This window comes from Polaribacter sp. MED152 (genome assembly GCF_000152945.2).
GTDB lineage: Bacteria > Bacteroidota > Bacteroidia > Flavobacteriales > Flavobacteriaceae > Polaribacter.
In genome coordinates, this window is record NC_020830.1 from 2619708 (window position 1) to 2638710 (window position 19003).

Consider the following 19003-nt stretch of genomic DNA (forward strand, 5'->3'; position numbering starts at 1 on the left):
TTTACAATTTAGTGGTTACAAAACTTAACACATGTCTATACAAATAACATCGGTTTCTAAGCTTTATAAAGATCAAAAAGCGTTAAATGATATTTCTTTTTCAGCGAAAAAGGGTGAAATCATTGGGTTTTTAGGTCCTAATGGAGCTGGAAAATCAACCATGATGAAAATCTTAACAGGATTTATTAAACCAAATTCTGGTACTGTTTTGGTTGATGAAATTGATGTGTTAGAAAAGCCTATAGAAAGTCAGAAAAATATAGGTTACTTGCCAGAACATAATCCTTTATATGCGGAAATGTATGTAAGAGAATATTTACAATTTAGAGCACAAATTTATAAAGTTGATAAAAGCCAAGTTGAGATTTGCATAGAAAAGGTAGGTTTAACAGCAGAGGCCCACAAAAAAATAAATCAACTTTCTAAAGGATATCAACAAAGGGTGGGCATTGCAGCTGCTATTTTGCATAATCCCTCAGTATTAATTTTAGATGAACCAACTACTGGTTTAGATCCAAATCAATTGGTAGAAATTCGAGCATTAATCAAAGAATTGGGTAAAGAAAAAACAGTTCTATTATCTACACATATTATGCAAGAAGTAGAAGCGGTTTGCGATAAAGTGGTTATCATTAAGAAGGGTGAAATATTGCTGGAAGAAGATTTAAAAAATTTAAATCAAAAAAAGCAACAAATCATAGAAGTTACATTTAGCGCCAAACTAGATGAACAATTGTTTAGCCAATTAACTCATTTAAATTCTACAAAAAAGGTAAACGATACAACTTGGCAATTATCTTTTTCATCGGAAGAAGATATGCGACCTAAAGTGTTCGATTTTGCTAAACAACACGATTTGCAAATACTAGAATTGAGTTCCAAAAACAAAAACTTAGAAACACTTTTTAGAGAAGTTACAGCTTAATTAAGCTTATAATTAATTTGCTGCTTATCTAAAGTTGCCAAAAGTTCAGAAGAAATTTTAATTTTAGTATTTCTGCTTGGTAAACTCAATTCAATCTTTTCTTTAGCGTCCCAGATTGTAAAATTTAAACTTTGTGTACCATTCACATTTCTTAAAATACTTTCCAAATTTAAAATGCGTTCTTCACTAAGTTCATCTACAGACATTTTAATGGTAATCTTTTTACACAAAGTATCCATAATATCATGAAGCAATTTAAACTCTGTAAACTTAATTCTTGGTTCACCTTGTACGCCATCTTTGTTGGTCCAACCAGCTTGAATTGTTGCACGCACAAATAAAAAAGAATTAGGAACTAGAAAATGCTTAAACTTTAAGTAATCTTCTCCAAAAACACGAAATTCATTACTATCACCATAATCTTCAATAAAGAAAGAGGCCCAACCTTTACCTGCTTTAGATACTCTGTGTTGTACTTCTGTTATAATACCTGCAAAAGATAAGTTCATACCAACGTATTTGTTCAAATCTCCTTTAAAGTATTTTAGAGAGGCGTTACAGAAAATCATTTCATTTTTAAAATCATCTAAAGGATGTGCAGAAATGTAAATTCCGATTACTTCTTTCTCTTGTGATAAAAGTTCCATGGTTCCCCAAGTTTCACACTCAGGAATATCTGGTTCAGGAAATTGGACAGTAGAGGTTTCACCAAACATAGAAACTTGAGCTGAATTTTCATTTTCTTGGTACTTACTACCAAATTTCATTGCTCTTTCTAAAAAGGTAATTCCTTTTTCATCGGTAGCAAAATATTGAGCTCTATGTGTGTCTGAAAAAGAATCAAAAGCACCTGCTTTTATTAAACTGTCAAAAGATTTTTTATTGGCAGCTCTTAAATCTACACGTTTTGCTAAATCAAAAATAGAGGAATAATTTCCGTTTTCTTTGCGCTCTGCAATTATTGCTCTTACAGCTGCAGCCCCAACACCTTTAACTGCAGCCATTCCAAAACGAACAGCACCTTCTTGATTTACAGAAAATTTTAAATAAGATTCATTAATATCTGGTCCTAGAACCTCTAGCCCCATACGTTTACATTCTTCCATAAAGAAGGAAACAGCCTTAATATCTTTCATGTTGTTAGAAAGTACAGAAGCCATATATTCTGCAGGATAATGTGCTTTTAAATATGCAGTTTGATAAGCAATCCAAGCATAACAAGTAGAGTGAGATTTATTGAAGGCATAACTTGCAAAGGCTTCCCAATCTTTCCAGATTTTTTCTAGCTTTTCTTCATCATGACCATTTTTACCTGCTTGCTCAATAAACTTAGGTTTCATTTTATCAAGTACAGCAATTTGCTTTTTACCCATGGCTTTACGTAAAACATCGGCTTCACCTTTGGTAAAATCTGCCAGTTTTTGCGAGAGTAACATTACTTGCTCTTGGTAAACTGTAATTCCATAGGTCTCTGCCAAGTATTCTTCCATTGCTGGTAAATCGTACTCAATATCTTCTGTTCCGTGTTTTCTGTTGATAAAACTCGGAATGTATTCCATTGGTCCAGGTCTGTACAATGCATTCATTGCAATTAAATCTGCGAAAACTGTTGGCTTTAGTGAGCGCATGTGTTTTTGCATTCCTGGAGATTCATACTGAAAAATACCTACTGTTTCTCCTCTTTGGAATAACTCGTATGTTTTTTCATCATCTAAAGGAAAGTTCTCAGGATCTAATTCTACACCATGTTTTGCTTTTACAATTTTTACGGTGTCTTTAATTAATGTCAGTGTCTTTAACCCTAAGAAGTCCATTTTCAACAAACCTGCAGATTCTACTACAGAGTTGTCAAATTGGGTTACATACATATCTGAATCCTTAGCCAAAGCAACAGGAACGTAATTTGTAATATCACCAGGTGTAATGATTACACCACAAGCATGAATACCTGTATTTCTTACGGAACCCTCTAAAATTGTAGCTTTATTTATCGTTTCTGAAACTAAATCAGAACCAGAAGACATGGTTCTTAACTCTTCTACTAATTGTTTTTCTTCTGCACGTAAACCATCTACTTTACCTTTACTTTTAGGGTCATCACCAAAAATATTTTTAAGCTTTATTCCAGGAATTAATTTGGCAATTCTATCCGCTTCAAAAAGTGGTAAATCTAAAACTCTGGCTGTATCTCTAATCGAAGATTTTGCAGCCATTGTTCCATAAGTTATAATTTGTGCTACTTGGTTGGCACCATATTTATCAATTACATAATCCATAACTCGACCTCGACCTTCATCATCAAAATCGATATCGATATCTGGCATAGAAACACGTTCAGGATTTAAGAAACGCTCAAAAAGTAAATCGTATTTAATAGGATCAATATTGGTTATCCAAAGACAATAAGCGACTACTGAACCAGCTGCAGAACCACGACCTGGACCCACTGCAACATCCATTTTTCTGGCTTCGCGAATAAAATCTTCTACAATTAAAAAGTAACCAGGATAACCTGTTTTTTCGATTACTTCTAATTCAAAATCTAAACGTTCTTTAATTTCGGGCGTTATTTCTCCATAACGTATTTTAGCACCTTCAAAAGTTAGGTGTTTCAAAAAGTTGTTTTCACCACGTTTACCTCCATCTTCATTATCTCTTGCGTCTTTAAATTCATCAGGAATATCAAAAGCAGGTAACAGTACATCTCTTGCTAAAGTAAATATTTCAATTTTATCTACAATTTCTTGAATATTGATAATAGCCTCTGGCAAGTCTGCAAAAAGCGTTTTCATTTCATCTGAAGACTTGAAATAGTATTCTTCATTAGGTAAACCATATCTATAGCCTCTACCTTTTCCTTTAGGTGTAGCTTGCTTTTCGCCATCTTTTACACACAGTAAAATATCGTGTGCATTTGCATCTTTTTTCTCTAAATAGAAAGTATTGTTCGTAGCAACAATTTTAATATCATGTTTTTTAGAGAATTTTAATAAAGTTTCGTTTACTATATTTTCATCTTGTTGATTATGACGCATCAACTCAATGTAGAAATCGTCTTGAAATTGCTCTTTCCACCAAAGTAAGGCTTCTTCAGCTTGTTTTTCTCCAAGATTTAAAATCTTACTTGGTACTTCTCCATATAAATTACCAGTTAAAACAATGATATCATCTTTGTATTTTTTAATGATTTCTTTGTCAATTCTTGGTACGTAGTAAAATCCATCAACAAAAGCAATCGAAGACATTTTTGCTAAATTGTGATAACCATTTTTGTTTTTGGCTAGTAATACAACTTGATAACCATTGTCTTTTTGAGATTTATTTTTATGATCTTCACAAATATTGAACTCACAACCAATGATTGGTTTCATTGGTGTTTCTGCAGTTTTGTTATGGTTTAATACTGCACTCACAAAATGGAAGGAAGCCATCATGTTTGCAGTGTCTGTCATTGCAACTGCAGGCATATTGTCTTTAGCTGCTGCTTTTACAATGTTACCAATTTGCATGGTAGATTGTAGTACAGAAAACTGAGTATGATTGTGTAAATGCGCAAATTGAACGTCTTTTAATTCTGCTAAACCTTCTGAAGTAGATCTGGTTTCTTCAGTATCTTTTAGCTTTTCTAAACGCTTACGTATTTTATCACTCTCTTTTTTTAGGTTGATGTGTTTTAAACCAATTAATTGAATTGGTTTAGGATTTTCTTCTGAAAAGTTTTTAAAATATTCTTGATCTACATCTAGCTCTTCTTTGGTAAACTCTCTAATTCGAATTAGTTCTAAGAAACAGCGAGTTGTAGCTTCAACATCTGCTGTTGCATTGTGAGCTTCAGCAAAATCGATTCCAAATAAATGCTTGTGTAATTCTGTAAGTGTGGGTAACTTAAATTTACCTCCTCTACCACCAGGAATTTGACATAAAAGGGCTGTTTTTTCTGTACAAGTATCTAAAACTGGTAATTGATTAAGATTTGTTTCTGTAGCTAGTCTGTGAAATTCACAGCCCATAATATTTAAATCGAACTCTACATTTTGACCAACAACAAATTTTGTTTTTTGTAAAACTTCGTTAAATAAAGCCAAGCCTTCTTCTAATGTAATACCTTCTTGTTGGGCTAACTCAGTAGAAATACCATGAATTCTTTCTGCATCATAAGGAATGTTAAATCCTTCAGGTTGAATTAAAAAATCATTGTGTTCTATAACTCTACCCATTTCATCATGCAATTGCCAAGCAATTTGTATGCATCTTGGCCAATTGTCTGTGTCTGTAATTGGGGCATTCCAGCTTTTTGGTAAACCTGTAGTTTCAGTATCAAAAATTAAGTACATAGAAGATTTTGTCTGATAAATTTGGAAGGTTAAAAGTACAAAATCAACACAGATTTAGAACTAATAAGTTGTTTAGACTTATCAACAAAAAAAGTCAACCCAATTAAGGATTGACTTTCTTAAACTAATTCAAATAATTTATTTTTATGCTAACTCTTCTTCTACCATTAATGAGTTAATTGCAGACTGAATTTTAATTTTCTGTCTATCTAACATTTTCTCTGTACTTGGTGCAAATTCGTTGTCTTTTAAAATTTCGCAATATTCATCAAAACTAGCTTTTTCACCTCTAAGAGCTTCTTCTAAAATAGCTTCTTCATCGTTTGATGTGAATAAAGATTTTAAAGACATCCAGTTTCTGTGCATGGCTCCTGTAAAGGTTCCATTATCTTCTGGAATTTGTCCATAAGATAAAATCTCTGTTCTTAAATTTTTTGCAAACTCACTTCTTTCAGAGGCTCTATTTTTAAAAAAGATTTTTAGTCTTGTACTATCTACATTTTCAGCAGCATTTAAATACCCTTTTTCGGCATCATAATTCTTCTCTAACAATTCATTTAATTGATTCGAAACTTTTTCACTATACTTCATAATATCATTTTCATTTTAAATTTCAACAATTTATTTTAAGATGCTCATTGTTTAACATCTGATACAAAAGTAATTAAGATTCAGATCCTTCATTTGTTCAAACGAATTGATTGTTAACTCAATCGCTATTTTTATATTTTTTTAATAAATACTGATACTGAATATTTTATAGTTCTTTTTATTAGTTTTTATTAAAAAGAAAATTGTAAATTTGCGCTCGCTTATTACGAGATAATAAGAGTTTTAATAACCAAGGTCGAGAACCTTAAAAAATTAATAAGTATGCCAGTAAAGATTAGATTACAAAGACATGGTAAAAAAGGCAAGCCATTTTATTGGATTGTTGCTGCAGATGCACGTGCAAAGAGAGATGGACGCTATTTAGAAAAAATAGGTACCTACAACCCAAATGTAAACCCAGCTGAAATTAACTTAGATGTTGATGGTGCTGTAAAATGGTTACAAAATGGTGCTCAGCCAACTGATACTGCAAAAGCAATTTTATCTTACAAAGGAGCTATGCTAAAAAATCATTTAGTAGGTGGTGTAAGAAAAGGAGCTTTAACTGAAGAGCAAGCAGAAGAGAAATTTAATGCTTGGTTAGCAGAGAAAGAAGGTAAAGTTTCTTCTAAAGAAGAAAAATTAGCAAAAGCTGAGGCAGACGCTAAAGCAAAAGCTTTAGAAGCTGAAAAGGCTGTAAATGAAGCTAGAATTGCTGCAAACTTACCAGAAGTAGAAGAAGCTGGTGATGCTACTGAAGAAGTAGAAGCATTAGAAGTTGCTGCTGAAGAAGGAGCTGCTGCTGCAGATTCTGAAGTTGCAGAAGAAGAAAAATCAGCTGAGTAAAACTTTTATACGATATGCGTAAAGAAGAGTGTTTTTACTTAGGCAGAATCGTAACAAAATATAGTTTTAAGGGTGAAGTTGTTATCAAATTAGATACAGACGAACCTGAGTTGTATAAAAATATGGAATCAGTTTATGTCGAATTTGGCAGTAATCTGGTTCCATTTTTTATTGAAAAAAGTTCACTACACAAAGGAAATCAATTGCGAGTTCAGTTTGAAGATGTTTATTCTGAAGAAGAAGCAGATTCTATTTTAAAATGTGGTATTTATTTGCCTTTAGATTTGTTGCCTAAATTATCTGGAGATAAATTTTATTTTCACGAAGTAATTGGTTTTAAAGTTATGGATGCCAATTATGGTGAAGTTGGTTCTATTGTGCATATTAATGATAAAGCTGCACAACCATTGTTTGAAATAGATAGTAATGGAAAAGAGGTTTTTATACCTATGATAGATGATTTCATAAAAAAAGTAGACAGAGCAAACAAAACTATTGAAGTCGAAACTCCAGAAGGCTTAATAGAATTGTACTTAAATAGTTAGAAAGCTATTTGTTTTTAAGGAATATCAAAACTAAAATTTACTCTCGCAAATTCATTTGCATTACCATTGCTAGCTCTCTCTAACAATAATTCACCTTCTACAAATACTTGTACTTTTAATTCAGAGGTGCTAAAGTTATTTCTAAAAGCTTCACCATCTAAAAAATCGTATTTATAGTTATCAAAAATTAGCTTTAAAGGTAAAGGGTTACCATCTGTATCGTATTTAAATACGTATGCTTCTGCAACATCTGTAGCCAAATCAATATCATAATAAGTAATCATAGCCTCATCATAATTAGGTTCAGTTGTTGTAAAAATAATTTCAATATCGTTTGTAGTTGCTTCTTCTTGAGCAGCAATATCAGCAGCAGTTAATTCATCACAAGTACAACTGCAAGAATATAAAATGGCTAACATAAAAACGGCTACTATTTTCTTCATAATTGTGATGTTTACTTTTATAAAAATTTAATTTTTAATACTACAATATTAGTTAATTTTGCGCTAACTAAAAACTTACAGTTATTAAACCTTTTAAATTTAAACAATTTACAATTCACCAAGACAAAACTGCTATGAAAGTGGGCACAGATGGTGTGCTTCTTGGAGCTTGGTGTACCATTAAAGATGAGGTAGATTCTATACTCGATATTGGTTCTGGTACAGGAATTCTCGGTTTAATGATGGCTCAACGTTCCGAAGCATTTACAATTGACGCTGTAGAAATAGATGAAGCTGCATACGAACAAACCGTAGAGAATTTTGAAGGTTCAGATTGGGGAGACCGATTGTTTTGTTATCACTCTAACTTTATAGATTTTGCAGATGAAATTGTAGAAGAAGAGGAAAGCTATGATCTCGTAATTTCTAATCCTCCTTTTTATTCTGATGAATTTGAAACGGAGGATGATTCTAGAAATAAAGCAAGATTTACTTCATCATTATCTTTTAATGATTTATTAAAAAATGTTGCAAAAATTTTAAGTGATGATGGTCAATTTTCAACCATAATACCAAGAAAAGAAGAAGCAATATTTATTGATTTGGCAAAGAGCTATGACTTACATGTTAATCGAATCTGTCATGTTAGAGGTAATGAAACTTCTGAAGTGAAAAGGAGTTTACTTGAGTTTTCTTTTCAAGAGAAAGATGTAGATTATCAAGAATTAACAATTGAAACAGAAAGACATAAATATACAGAGCCTTACATTGCCTTAACCAAAGCGTTTTATTTAAAAATGTAATTATCCTCTTACATGATTAGGATTGTACCCTAAATAAGGCACTTCCTTTTCTTTAAAAGTAATTCCATAAGTTTCTAATTCTTTTAAAATTGGGTCATAGACTTCTTTAGAAAGAGGTAGTTGAACTCCAGGTGTTTTTATTTCTCCTTTTAAAATTTTTAGTGCTGCAATTGCAACAGGTAATCCAACAGTTTTAGCCATTGCTGTATAAGTTTGATTTTCTCCTTTTACTACCAAACTACTTTCTAATTGTTTTTTCTCTCCATTTTTTTCAAAACCAAATAAATGTTGCATTACAATCATGTCTTTGTCTTCGCTTTTTAAAGTCCATGAATCTTCTAATATTTTTTGAAGAATTTGCGCAGGAGAAGCATTTTTTAGTTTGATTTTTTTGTTAGGATTAAAGAGGTCTAGTTCTAGCAATTTTTCCCACATAATATCATCTTGATCAATCTTTAAATAAGAACGTAATTTTAATTCTACAGAATCTGAGGGTGAGTAAGCTAAAAATAAGTTAACAAAATCTCGATAGCTCATATTTTCAGAATCCTCAATTTGATAGGAATCATCTGTCATGCCTAACTGTACAAAAATATTCCAAGCTCTAGAAAAACCAATTCTTCTAATGGTACCTCTATACATTGTGGGTATGTTGTCTAAACCGTAAACGCTTCTATATTTTAACGAGTCTCTATTTGCATAAGCCTCATACCTCTCACCTTCTATCTTTAAAAACTCCGTTCTTCGAAACAATTTATGGTAAGGAATGTATTTATATGTGCTTTCTTGAATAAACATGGCAGCTCCTCCTTGGCCAGCCAAAACCACATTTCTAGGATTCCAAGTAAATTTATAATTCCATAAATTAGTATCACTTTCAGGGGCAACCAATCCACCACAGAAAGATTCAAAAAGCAACATATTCCCTTTTTGCTCTCTGATAGAATCGATAACTTTCATAGCACTCATATGATCAAGACCTGGGTCTAAACCAATTTCATTCATAAAGATGAGGTTGTTCTTTATTACTTTAGCATTTAAACTTTGCATCTCTTTAGAAATGTAAGATGCAGTTACCATATGTTTTTTGTAAAAAACACAATCTTTGGCCACTTCTATATGAAATCTTGCAGGTAACATAGAAATTACCAAATTCGATTTTTCAATTTCAGTTTTTCTTTGCTGATCATTAAATACGTCAAATTCTAAGACTGCTGTATTTTTATGATCATTAACTAATTCAGACGCATTTTTAATATCTAGATCTCCAATAGTTAGAAAGAGATTTTCTTCTTCAGCTTTATCTAATAAGTACTTTATTAAAGAAGAACTCGATTTACCAGCACCAATAATTAGAATATTTTTCATGAAATAAAACGTATTTTTGATCTAGAAACGAAGATACTATATTTGTTTAAAATTTAACAAAAACACACTATAATGTTTAAAAATTTAATTATTACTGCTATTTTAGGTATGTCAGCAGTAATTTTAGGTGCTTTTGCAGCACATGCTTTAAAAGATACTTTATCAGCTGAAGCTTTACAAAGTTTTGAAACTGCTGTTCGTTACCAAATGTATCATGTGTTAGTACTACTATTTGTAAATATCTATGAAGGATTTACAGAAAAGCAAAAAAATAGCATAAGTTATCTTTTATTTTTAGGCATCCTTTTCTTTTCTGGTTCTATCTATTGCATTCAATTAACCTCTATCACAGCAAAATCTATTTGGTTTGTTACACCTTTAGGAGGGTTGTTTTTTATAATAGCTTGGCTTTCAATGATTGTAATATTCGTAAAAAAAACAAGGAACAATTAAATAATTCATAAATCTTTTCTGATAATCACGTTGTTTTAAAATATTCATTAGTTTTGTTACTTATAAAATCAAAAAAATATTGATATGGTAGATACAAATACGAAATCGATTTCGTTAAATAGTCTAGGAATCAAAAATGCTACAGTTCGTTACCAATTAACTTCGAACCAATTACACAAAGAAACTTTAGAAAAAGAACAAGGAGTAGAATCATCTTTAGGCGCAATTGCTGTAAATACAGGTGAATTTACAGGACGTTCACCTATGGATCGTTTTATTGTAAAAGATGATATTACAAAAGACGAGGTTTGGTGGAGTAACATCAACTTACCTTTTGATGAAAATAAATTTGACAGTCTTTACAATAAGGTTGTAGATTATTTATCTGATAAAGAAATTTATGTTAGAGATAGTTATGCTTGTGCAGATGAAAATTATAAATTAAATATTAGAGTTGTTAATGAATATCCTTGGAGCAATATGTTTGCTTACAATATGTTCTTAAGACCAACAGAAGAAGAGTTAGTAGATTTTAGTCCTGAATGGACCGTTATAAATGCACCAGGTTTTATGGCAGATGCTGCTGTAGATGGAACGCGTCAGCACAACTTTGCAATTTTAAATTTTTCTAAGAAAATTGCATTAATTGGTGGTACAGGTTATACAGGTGAAATTAAAAAAGGAATTTTCTCTGCTTTAAACTTTATTTTACCAGTTTATAAAAATACCTTGCCTATGCACTGTTCTGCCAATGTTGGTAAAGATGGTGATACAGCTATTTTCTTTGGTTTATCAGGTACAGGTAAAACAACTTTATCTACAGATCCAAACAGAAGTTTAATTGGTGATGATGAACATGGTTGGACAGCAGAAAACACTGTTTTTAATTTTGAAGGTGGTTGTTATGCTAAAGTAATTAACCTATCTCAAGAACAAGAGCCAGAAATTTTCTCGGCAATTAAAAAAGGTGCCATTTTAGAAAATGTAATTATGGATGACAATGGAGTTGTCGATTTTGCAGACACTTCAATTACTCAAAATACAAGAGTAAGTTACCCTATTTATCATATAGATAATATTCAGGAACCATCTATTGGTAAAAACCCAAAGAATATTTTCTTTTTAACTGCAGATGCTTTTGGTGTTTTGCCTCCAATATCTAAATTAACACCAAGTCAAGCTGCATATCACTTTATATCTGGTTATACAGCTAAAGTTGCAGGTACAGAAGCAGGTGTTACAGAGCCAGTACCGAGTTTTTCTGCCTGTTTTGGTGCACCATTTATGCCTTTGCATCCAACAAGGTATGCAGAGATGCTAAGTACGAAAATGACAGAAGCAGGTGTAAATGTTTGGTTGGTAAACACAGGTTGGTCTGGAGGTAAATATGGTGTTGGAAGAAGAATGCCATTGAAATACACAAGAGCAATGATTACTGCTGTTTTGAACGGAGATTTAAAAGATTATACTTACGAAGATTATCATATTCACTCAGTATTTGGTGTAGCACAACCAAGAACTTGTCCTGGTGTGCCAACAGAATTATTAAGTCCGAGAGCAACTTGGAATAATGATGACGCATACTATGAAACTGCCTTTAAACTATCGAATGCATTTAGAAATAATTTTAAGCAATTCGAAGAATTTGCAAGCGAAGAAATTCGAAGAGGTGGACCTCAAAGATATGCTTACTAGTGAACATTGTTTTTAGTTTAAATCAGAAACACCTCATTTTTATGAGGTGTTTTTTGTTTTAAAAAAGTATCTTTAGTTCATAAAATTTTAAATGGAATGATTAAAAAATGGTTTCAGAATATTGGTCCAGGTACTTTAGTAGCTGCTGCTTTCATTGGGCCAGGAACCGTAACTTTATGCACACTAGCAGGTGTAAACTTTGGGTTTAATCTGCTTTGGGCAATGTTGCTATCGATAATTGCAACTATAGTTTTACAAGAAATGGCTGCAAGATTGGGTGTCATTTCTCAAAAAGGCTTATCTGAAGTTATTAGAGAAGAAATTAAAGTTCCGTTTTTAAAACAATTCATTACACTATTAATTTTAGGAGCTATTGTAATTGGAAATGCCTCTTATGAAGCAGGAAATATTAGTGGTGGAATTCTAGGTTTAGAAACTGTTTTTGGTAAATTTATTTATAGTCTTGGAGAGCTCAATATCAACTTAATGAGTTACGTAATTGGTAGTATTGCCTTTCTATTATTATACATTGGTAATTATAAATTTTTAGAAAAGGCATTGGTTACTTTGGTGTTATTGATGAGTTTTTCTTTCGTGCTTACTGCAATTATTACTAAACCAAATATCATTTCTATTTTACAAGGATTATTTATTCCTAAATTTCCTGATCAGAGTTTACTAACTGTAATTGGTTTAATAGGTACAACTGTAGTGCCCTATAATTTGTTTTTACATGCTTCTTTAGTTAAAGAAAAATGGTATAAAAAAAAGGATTTTAAACTCGCTAAAAAAGATACAATTGTTTCTATCACATTAGGAGGTTTAGTTTCTATTGCCATTATTATTTCTGCAGCCTCTATACCTTCTAAGGATATTTTAAATGCGGCTGATTTAGCTATAGGATTATCGCCTTTGTATGGAGAATTTGCCAAATATTTTTTAGCCCTTGGTTTATTTGCAGCAGGTATTACATCAGCAATTACAGCTCCTTTAGCAGCAGCTTATGTAGCCAAAGGTTGTTTGGGCTTCAAAGGTGGTTTGCAGTCTAAATGGTTCAGGTTAGTTTGGATTATTATATTAGTTCTGGGCGTTTTATTTTCCTCTGTAGGTATCAAACCAATTGAGATTATCAAGTTTGCTCAAATTGCAAATGGAATGTTATTGCCCATAATAGCAGGTATTTTATTATGGATTATGAATAAAAAGAATGTTTTAGGGAACTATGTAAATACTAAAACTCAGAATTTTATCGGTTTTATAATTTTGCTAATTTCGATTTTCTTAGGAGTAAAAGGAATTTTAAAAGTTTTTAATTTTATCTAAATGAAAGTTGATATTAATTGTGATGTTGGAGAAGGAGTAGCCAATGAGCATTTGATAATGCCTTATATATCATCTTGTAATATTGCTTGTGGAGGTCATTTTGGCGATAAACAAACCATTGATAAAACAATACAATTGGCTGTTGAAAATGGAGTTAAAATTGGTGCACATCCTTCTTTTCCTGATAAAGAAAATTTTGGGAGAAGATTTATGGAGCTACCAAAAACTAAGCTGAAGGAAAGTATTACCCATCAATTAGATCTTTTTCTAGAAAGATTGTCTTTGGTGCAGAAAGAGTTACATCATATAAAACCTCATGGAGCTTTGTATAATGCCTTAGCAGTTGATGAGCAATTGGCAAAAACCATTGTAGAGATTTTAAAACCCTATTTAAACAGTGCTTTTTTATACGTGCCTTATAATTCTGTAATTGCAAAAATTGCTTTACAAAGTGATATTAAAATAAAATACGAAGCCTTTGCAGATAGAAATTATAATGATGATTTAACTCTAGTCTCTAGAATCGAAAAAAATGCATTGCTTGCAGATAAATCAGACGTGCTTAATCATGTTATTTTTATTTTAAAGCATAATAAAGTAAAAACAATATCGGGCTTAAAGGTGCCAATTAAAGCTGATACTTTTTGCGTTCATGGAGATTCTGAAAATGCTTTAGAAATAGTAAGCCATTTATATAGACAACTTCAAAAAGAAGGTTTTGTTATCAGATAAAAATATCACATACAAGCAGTTTGGTCTTCAAGCAATTCTTATAGAATGGCCTGCAATTATTAATGATGAAATTTTTGAGGATATTTTAGTATTCAAAACGAAACTATTAAAAAGACATAGTTCAAAAATTGTAGACGTAATTCAAGGTTATAATTCGTTAACCTTAGTATATAACTCACTCGTTAGTAATTTTAATGAAGAGGTAGAAGCTTTACAAACTATTTACAAAACAAATTCAGAACCTTTAAAACAAGTAAATCTTGTATGGGAAATACCTGTATGTTATGATTTGCAGTTTGGTATAGATTTACAGGAAATTGCCTTACAATCAAGCTTAAAAGTTGAGGAGGTAATTGAGTTACATACCAATAGTATTTATAAAGTTTACTTCATTGGTTTTCTTCCAGGCTTTTTATATTTAGGAGGTTTGAATGAGCAACTATATTTTGATAGAAAACCAAATCCTAGATTAAGAGTTCCTAAAGGAGCTGTGGCTATTGGAGGTAAACAAACAGGAATTTATCCTAATATTTCTTCTGGAGGTTGGAATATTATTGGTAATACTCCAATTGATTTTTTTGATATTGAAAAAGAGAATCCTTGCTTTGCAAAGCCTGGTGATTTTATAAGATTTAAGGCAGTTTCTCTTAAAGAATACAATGAAATTGTAGTGCAAATCAAACAAAATAAATACGAATTGATTAATACTTTACATCATGCTTAAAGTTTTAAAAGCAGGTTTTTTAAGTAGTATTCAAGATAAAGGTAGGTTTGGTTTTGCTGCTTTAGGATTGCCAAATTCAGGAGCTATGGATTCGTATTCTGCAGATTTGGCAAATGCTATTTTAAACAATGAAGTTCATGATGCAGTTTTAGAAATAACCTTAGGGAATTGTGAATTTCAATGCTTAACTGATACCGTAATTTGTATTACAGGTGCAGATGTAAATGCAACTATAAACGGGTTGCCAATTTCACTCAATAAAAAGATATCAATAGTTAAAAATGACATCCTAACTTTTGGAAAGGTAAACTATGGTGTTCGATCTTACTTGGCCTTAAAAGGCGGATTTTTAACAGAGAAGCAATTAAATAGCAGAAGTCTTTATCCTAATATTACTAAACAGGCACTTTTAAAAAAAGGAGACTTATTACCTTATCAAGAATATAAAGAAAAAAGTTTTGGAAATCAATCATCTATAAAAACCATTAAAAATCATTTTACGAATACAGAAATAACTTGTTATGAAGGGCCTGAGTTTGGTTTGTTGAAAGATCATCAAAAAGAATTTTTGCAAAACACCACATTTACAATTTCTAGAGACAATTCTAGAATGGGTTATAAATTGAAAGAAGAAATGCAAAATACTTTGCCACAAATACTTACGTCATCTGTTTTGCCAGGCACAGTGCAGCTTACACCTTCTGGAGTATTAATTGTATTAATGAGAGATTGTCAAACAACAGGTGGTTACCCAAGAATACTGCAACTAACAGAAAAATCAATAAATCAATTAGCGCAAAAAACTAGTTTAGATTTTTTTAAATTTGTAGTGAAACTCATTTGAGTTAAAGTTTCATTTTTATGAGTTAAGTTAAAGTGTGGCTCTAAGATATCTTTGTAGTGTGTTTGATTAAGCACAAAAAATAAGTTGAACAATTAAAAAAATCAAAAACCATGAGTAATTTATCAAATTTTGTATTAGGTGCTGCAGTAGGTAGTATTTTAGGTATTTTATATGCTCCTGATAAAGGAGAAGAAACTAGAAAGAAATTAATGGCTGAAGCTTTAGTGGCTAAAGATAAACTTGCAGAAACTGCAGAAGAAGTTAAAAGCCAAGTGAGTTCTACAGTATCTAATCAAAAACATAATTTAGAAACTCAGTTAGAAAGTGTAATGTCTAATGTTAGCTATAAAGCTGAAGATGTAATTACTACACTAGAAAGAAAATTGAGTGAATTAAAAGAGAAAAATAAGCATCTACAAAAAAATACGGTAGAGGATTTAGAAGATAAATTTAATCAAACTGTATAATATAGATGTTCAATCAAGAAACTAAAAATAGCACTTCAGATAGTACTATAGACATAGCAAAAAGATATTCAGAAACTTCATACAAGTATATAAAACTTAAGACTTTTCATTTGCTTACCTCTAATATAGCTTTATTGGCTAAGGTGTTTGTTATTGGAATCTTGTTTTTAATCTCAATATTATTTTTATCTATTTCAGGAGCTTTAGCAATAGGTAGCGCTTTAAATAGTATGCCTTTAGGATTTTTAAGTATTTTCTTAATATTCTTAATATTTGCATTTATTGCTTTTCTTCTAAGAAAGAAAATAAACAAAGCTGTAATTACCACTTTTGCAGATAAGTTCTTTAGTGCAGAAGATAGCTTGACACCTAAAGAAATAGTTAAAAACAAATCAAACTAAAACATTAATAATGAAATCATACCAAAACTTCGAGCAAATAGAATATGACCTGAAGGTTTTAAGCTTAGAAAGGCAAATTGCTTATCAAGAATTAAAAGGAGTAAAACAAGATTTTGAAGAAACCTTAAAACCTATGAATATTTTGGGAGGTGCTTTGAAATTTTTAGGAAAGTATGGAGCTTTATTATTAGTTAAGAAATTTTTTAAATAAAATTAATTAAACAAAAAAAATATTATGAAAAAAGTAATTATGACAATCATGACAGCTGCTGTATTAGTAAGTTGTGATGTAGACCAAACTAAGAAAACGAAATTACCAGAAGTAGATGTAGATATTGATACAGAAGCAGGGCAATTACCAGCTTTTGATGTAGACTGGGCAGAAGTTAATGTAGGTACAACAACAAAAATGGTAACAGTACCAAAAGTAGTTGTAGTAATGGAGGAGGTTGAGGTAGAAGTACCTTATGTAGATGTAGAAATGCCAGATGATGTAGATGGCGAAAAAGAAGAACAAACTTTAATGGTAGAAGCAGAGGTTTCAGATAAGGAACATGCTATTGAAATTAAAGAAATTAGAGCAATGAATAACAACCTAATTGTAATTTCTGAATTAGAAGAAATGACAACAAGTTTAGGCGATAAAAAAATTAGAGTATCTGATCAAGTTACTTTAAATGCTCCAGATATGAATGTAAAATACTATGTTATTGGTGAAAGACCAGATAGAGTATTTAACACAAAATACAAGTACTATTCAGACATGAATACCTTAAACGAAAAATTAGGAAATGATTATAAAGTTATCTATACCAAATAATTTTATAATGGTTGGTTGATTTTAAAGCCTTGATATTTTATAATATCAAGGCTTTTTTATTACGCTACTTTTTTTAATTTTTTTTTAAAACTGTTGGGTGTAATATTATATTTTTCTTTAAAAATTTTAGAAAAATAACTTCGGCTACTAAACCCTATACTATAAACGATTTGAGAAATATTTAAATCAGAGTTTTTAAGCATATCTCTGGCACTCTCCAAACGCACATGTCTAATATATTCTGTTACTGTTCGTTTATATAAATACTTAAAACCTTCTTGCAATTTGGCTTGAGTTAAACCAGATTTAAATGAAAGCTGATTTAAAGAATATTCCTTGGCAGGATTTTTTAAAATAGCATTACCAATTTTTCGCACAATTTTTAAATCGCTCTTGTTGATACCTTCTGGTAACTTTGTACCAGATAAAATTCTGTTGTGTTGTTGAATATGCATAGACAAAATCTCATAAATTCTAGCTTCAATTTTTAGAATTCGCAACATGCCTTTGGCTTTTATTTTATGCATTCCATTAATCAAATCTGCCATTTTAAGATTTAATGTTCCATAACTAGAAAATCTATTTTCATGATCTGTATCTACAAAAACTTCATAAAGTTGTGTGTTTAGTGTTGAGACATTTGTAGTTCTTTTTTTCAAAAATTGTTTTCTAACAATCTGTATGATATTGATTTCTAACTTTTCATCTTTGGGAAAAATAATATCATTATAACCACCATCTTTATTGGTGAAAATTAAAGATTGAAATTGCCCAACTTCTTTGATGGTATTATGAATGCCGAATTTATGTTTTAAACTTCCAAGGGAAGGATAAATAAATCGAATAGGATTAAAATCTTCTTGAGATTGAATATGAAGAAATAATTCTTTGTGAAATTTAATATTAAAATCTAAAAGATTCACACCCCAGTCAAAGGGTATATATCTAATAGATCCTATCGCATTTTCATTATTTATGGTAAGTACAAATTCGCTCCATCTTTCAGTAATTTCGCCACCAATAGCCTCTTGTAATTGCTCTAAAAAGTCTATAGGACCATCAGCATTAATTTCAACATTTATCATAATATTTATGTCTAGTGTTTGTCTAAATTTAAATGAAAAACAAATATCAGTAAAGGTAGTTTAAAATTAAATGCACATGCCTGATTCGATTAATATTTAGTTGAAATGCGTTAATAAAAACCTGCTGAAGAATTTATTTTTGAGTAAATCAATAAAAAAAAACCACTATGAATATTTTTGAACAAATTAGAAAAGATCATGACACTCAAAGAGATCTTTTAGACAAGTTAGTAGACACTTCAGGCGATTCTAAAAAGAGAGATGAAATTTATAAGGCTTTAAAAAAGGAATTAGAAGTACATGCAGATGCAGAAGAAAGACATTTTTACAAGCCCTTAATTAGTAATGACATGATGCAAGAAAAAGCGAGACATGGAATTGCAGAACATCATGAAATTGATGAATTGATAGAAAAGTTAGATGATACAGATTATGACTCATCTGCTTGGCTAAAATTTGCCAAACAATTAAAAGAAAAAGTAGAACATCATTTAGAAGATGAAGAACAGGTGTTTTTTCAATTGGCAGGTAAAGTATTTACTGAAAAAGAGAAAACATCATTAGCAAAGGACTATACAAATTATATGGAGCAAAATTTATAGTA

Annotated in this window: 20 protein-coding genes; 15 read left to right on the forward strand and 5 right to left on the reverse strand. The window is 30.9% G+C overall.

What is annotated here, in order from left to right; genetic code table 11:
• Positions 1-31 precede the first annotated feature (31 nt).
• Complete coding sequence (gene gldA, locus MED152_RS11635; protein ID WP_015482086.1) at positions 32-925, forward strand: gliding motility-associated ABC transporter ATP-binding subunit GldA; 894 nt, start codon at positions 32-34, stop codon at positions 923-925.
• Here the strand turns inward: gldA and dnaE are convergent.
• Both dnaE and MED152_RS11645 read right to left on the reverse strand, forming a co-directional pair.
• Positions 922-5259 (reverse strand): DNA polymerase III subunit alpha, encoded by a 4338-nt coding sequence (dnaE, locus tag MED152_RS11640; RefSeq protein ID WP_015482087.1) that lies wholly within the window; start codon positions 5257-5259, stop codon positions 922-924. The genes gldA and dnaE overlap by 4 nt on opposite strands.
• 144 nt (positions 5260-5403) lie before the next feature.
• Positions 5404-5850: a PA2169 family four-helix-bundle protein gene (locus MED152_RS11645; protein WP_015482088.1), complete on the reverse strand. Its 447-nt coding sequence runs from the start codon at positions 5848-5850 to the stop codon at positions 5404-5406.
• 282 nt (positions 5851-6132) lie between these two features.
• Here MED152_RS11645 and MED152_RS11650 point away from each other — a divergent pair, with 282 nt between their 5' ends.
• Both MED152_RS11650 and rimM read left to right on the forward strand, forming a co-directional pair.
• Positions 6133-6696, forward strand: a complete 564-nt coding sequence (locus MED152_RS11650) for a 30S ribosomal protein S16 (protein WP_015482089.1) — start codon at positions 6133-6135, stop codon at positions 6694-6696.
• 14 nt (positions 6697-6710) lie between these two features.
• Positions 6711-7241 carry a ribosome maturation factor RimM gene (gene rimM / locus MED152_RS11655; RefSeq protein WP_015482090.1) on the forward strand — a complete coding sequence of 177 codons (531 nt, stop codon included), beginning with the start codon at positions 6711-6713 and terminating at the stop codon, positions 7239-7241.
• 14 nt (positions 7242-7255) lie between these two features.
• On the opposite strand, the gene MED152_RS11660 is transcribed toward rimM, so the two are convergent.
• Positions 7256-7684, reverse strand: a complete 429-nt coding sequence (locus MED152_RS11660; RefSeq protein WP_015482091.1) for a hypothetical protein — start codon at positions 7682-7684, stop codon at positions 7256-7258.
• 134 nt (positions 7685-7818) lie between these two features.
• Between MED152_RS11660 and MED152_RS11665 the strand changes: the two genes are divergently transcribed.
• A complete protein-coding gene (locus MED152_RS11665) occupies positions 7819-8487 on the forward strand; it encodes a tRNA1(Val) (adenine(37)-N6)-methyltransferase (RefSeq protein ID WP_015482092.1) in 669 nt (222 codons plus the stop codon).
• Here the strand turns inward: MED152_RS11665 and MED152_RS11670 are convergent, their stop codons facing one another.
• On the reverse strand, positions 8488-9855 hold the full coding sequence (locus MED152_RS11670) for a saccharopine dehydrogenase family protein (protein ID WP_015482093.1): 1368 nt from the start codon (positions 9853-9855) through the stop codon (positions 8488-8490).
• A gap of 72 nt (positions 9856-9927) precedes the next feature.
• Here MED152_RS11670 and MED152_RS11675 point away from each other — a divergent pair, with 72 nt between their 5' ends.
• The 10 genes from MED152_RS11675 (at position 9928) to MED152_RS11720 (ending at position 17314) form a co-directional block, all read left to right on the forward strand.
• A complete protein-coding gene (locus MED152_RS11675; RefSeq protein WP_015482094.1) occupies positions 9928-10308 on the forward strand; it encodes a DUF423 domain-containing protein in 381 nt (126 codons plus the stop codon).
• A gap of 84 nt (positions 10309-10392) precedes the next feature.
• Positions 10393-12003: a phosphoenolpyruvate carboxykinase (ATP) gene (pckA, locus tag MED152_RS11680; protein WP_015482095.1), complete on the forward strand. Its 1611-nt coding sequence runs from the start codon at positions 10393-10395 to the stop codon at positions 12001-12003.
• 96 nt (positions 12004-12099) lie between these two features.
• The gene (locus MED152_RS11685; protein ID WP_015482096.1) at positions 12100-13326 is read left to right on the forward strand and encodes an Nramp family divalent metal transporter; all 1227 of its coding nucleotides are present in this window, start codon (positions 12100-12102) and stop codon (positions 13324-13326) included.
• Positions 13327-14058 carry a 5-oxoprolinase subunit PxpA gene (pxpA, locus tag MED152_RS11690; protein ID WP_015482097.1) on the forward strand — a complete coding sequence of 244 codons (732 nt, stop codon included), beginning with the start codon at positions 13327-13329 and terminating at the stop codon, positions 14056-14058.
• Positions 14045-14782 carry a 5-oxoprolinase subunit PxpB gene (gene pxpB / locus MED152_RS11695; protein WP_015482098.1) on the forward strand — a complete coding sequence of 246 codons (738 nt, stop codon included), beginning with the start codon at positions 14045-14047 and terminating at the stop codon, positions 14780-14782. The genes pxpA and pxpB overlap by 14 nt, the downstream gene beginning before the upstream one ends.
• Positions 14775-15626 (forward strand): biotin-dependent carboxyltransferase family protein, encoded by an 852-nt coding sequence (locus MED152_RS11700; protein WP_015482099.1) that lies wholly within the window; start codon positions 14775-14777, stop codon positions 15624-15626. The genes pxpB and MED152_RS11700 overlap by 8 nt, the downstream gene beginning before the upstream one ends.
• 110 nt (positions 15627-15736) lie before the next feature.
• Positions 15737-16093 (forward strand): YtxH domain-containing protein, encoded by a 357-nt coding sequence (locus MED152_RS11705; RefSeq protein ID WP_015482100.1) that lies wholly within the window; start codon positions 15737-15739, stop codon positions 16091-16093.
• Positions 16094-16098: 5 nt separating this feature from the next.
• On the forward strand, positions 16099-16494 hold the full coding sequence (locus tag MED152_RS11710) for a hypothetical protein (RefSeq protein ID WP_015482101.1): 396 nt from the start codon (positions 16099-16101) through the stop codon (positions 16492-16494).
• 10 nt (positions 16495-16504) lie between these two features.
• Entirely contained in the window at positions 16505-16705 is a 201-nt protein-coding gene (locus tag MED152_RS11715) for a DUF6327 family protein (protein ID WP_015482102.1), read from the forward strand.
• Positions 16706-16729: 24 nt separating this feature from the next.
• A complete protein-coding gene (locus MED152_RS11720) occupies positions 16730-17314 on the forward strand; it encodes a hypothetical protein (protein WP_015482103.1) in 585 nt (194 codons plus the stop codon).
• Between the two features lie 59 nt (positions 17315-17373).
• Here MED152_RS11720 and MED152_RS11725 read toward each other — a convergent pair whose 3' ends face one another.
• Entirely contained in the window at positions 17374-18399 is a 1026-nt protein-coding gene (locus MED152_RS11725; RefSeq protein ID WP_015482104.1) for an AraC family transcriptional regulator, read from the reverse strand.
• 167 nt (positions 18400-18566) lie between these two features.
• Between MED152_RS11725 and MED152_RS11730 the strand changes: the two genes are divergently transcribed.
• Positions 18567-19001 carry a hemerythrin domain-containing protein gene (locus MED152_RS11730; RefSeq protein WP_015482105.1) on the forward strand — a complete coding sequence of 145 codons (435 nt, stop codon included), beginning with the start codon at positions 18567-18569 and terminating at the stop codon, positions 18999-19001.
• Positions 19002-19003: the final 2 nt, after the last annotated feature.

Excerpts from the sequence above, each read along its gene's own strand:
- gldA (WP_015482086.1), top strand. The coding sequence starts at position 32 with ATGTCTATACAAATAACATCGGTTTCTAAGCTTTATAAAGATCAAAAA.
- MED152_RS11720 (WP_015482103.1), top strand. The coding sequence starts at position 16,730 with ATGAAAAAAGTAATTATGACAATCATGACAGCTGCTGTATTAGTAAGT.
- rimM (WP_015482090.1), top strand. The coding sequence starts at position 6,711 with ATGCGTAAAGAAGAGTGTTTTTACTTAGGCAGAATCGTAACAAAATAT.
- MED152_RS11650 (WP_015482089.1), top strand. The coding sequence starts at position 6,133 with ATGCCAGTAAAGATTAGATTACAAAGACATGGTAAAAAAGGCAAGCCA.
- dnaE (WP_015482087.1), bottom strand. The coding sequence starts at position 5,259 with ATGTACTTAATTTTTGATACTGAAACTACAGGTTTACCAAAAAGCTGG.
- pxpA (WP_015482097.1), top strand. The coding sequence starts at position 13,327 with ATGAAAGTTGATATTAATTGTGATGTTGGAGAAGGAGTAGCCAATGAG.
- MED152_RS11715 (WP_015482102.1), top strand. The coding sequence starts at position 16,505 with ATGAAATCATACCAAAACTTCGAGCAAATAGAATATGACCTGAAGGTT.
- MED152_RS11700 (WP_015482099.1), top strand. The coding sequence starts at position 14,775 with ATGCTTAAAGTTTTAAAAGCAGGTTTTTTAAGTAGTATTCAAGATAAA.
- MED152_RS11670 (WP_015482093.1), bottom strand. The coding sequence starts at position 9,855 with ATGAAAAATATTCTAATTATTGGTGCTGGTAAATCGAGTTCTTCTTTA.
- MED152_RS11710 (WP_015482101.1), top strand. The coding sequence starts at position 16,099 with ATGTTCAATCAAGAAACTAAAAATAGCACTTCAGATAGTACTATAGAC.
- MED152_RS11665 (WP_015482092.1), top strand. The coding sequence starts at position 7,819 with ATGAAAGTGGGCACAGATGGTGTGCTTCTTGGAGCTTGGTGTACCATT.
- MED152_RS11645 (WP_015482088.1), bottom strand. The coding sequence starts at position 5,850 with ATGAAGTATAGTGAAAAAGTTTCGAATCAATTAAATGAATTGTTAGAG.
- MED152_RS11730 (WP_015482105.1), top strand. The coding sequence starts at position 18,567 with ATGAATATTTTTGAACAAATTAGAAAAGATCATGACACTCAAAGAGAT.
- MED152_RS11660 (WP_015482091.1), bottom strand. The coding sequence starts at position 7,684 with ATGAAGAAAATAGTAGCCGTTTTTATGTTAGCCATTTTATATTCTTGC.
- MED152_RS11685 (WP_015482096.1), top strand. The coding sequence starts at position 12,100 with ATGATTAAAAAATGGTTTCAGAATATTGGTCCAGGTACTTTAGTAGCT.
- MED152_RS11725 (WP_015482104.1), bottom strand. The coding sequence starts at position 18,399 with ATGATAAATGTTGAAATTAATGCTGATGGTCCTATAGACTTTTTAGAG.
- MED152_RS11705 (WP_015482100.1), top strand. The coding sequence starts at position 15,737 with ATGAGTAATTTATCAAATTTTGTATTAGGTGCTGCAGTAGGTAGTATT.
- MED152_RS11675 (WP_015482094.1), top strand. The coding sequence starts at position 9,928 with ATGTTTAAAAATTTAATTATTACTGCTATTTTAGGTATGTCAGCAGTA.
- pckA (WP_015482095.1), top strand. The coding sequence starts at position 10,393 with ATGGTAGATACAAATACGAAATCGATTTCGTTAAATAGTCTAGGAATC.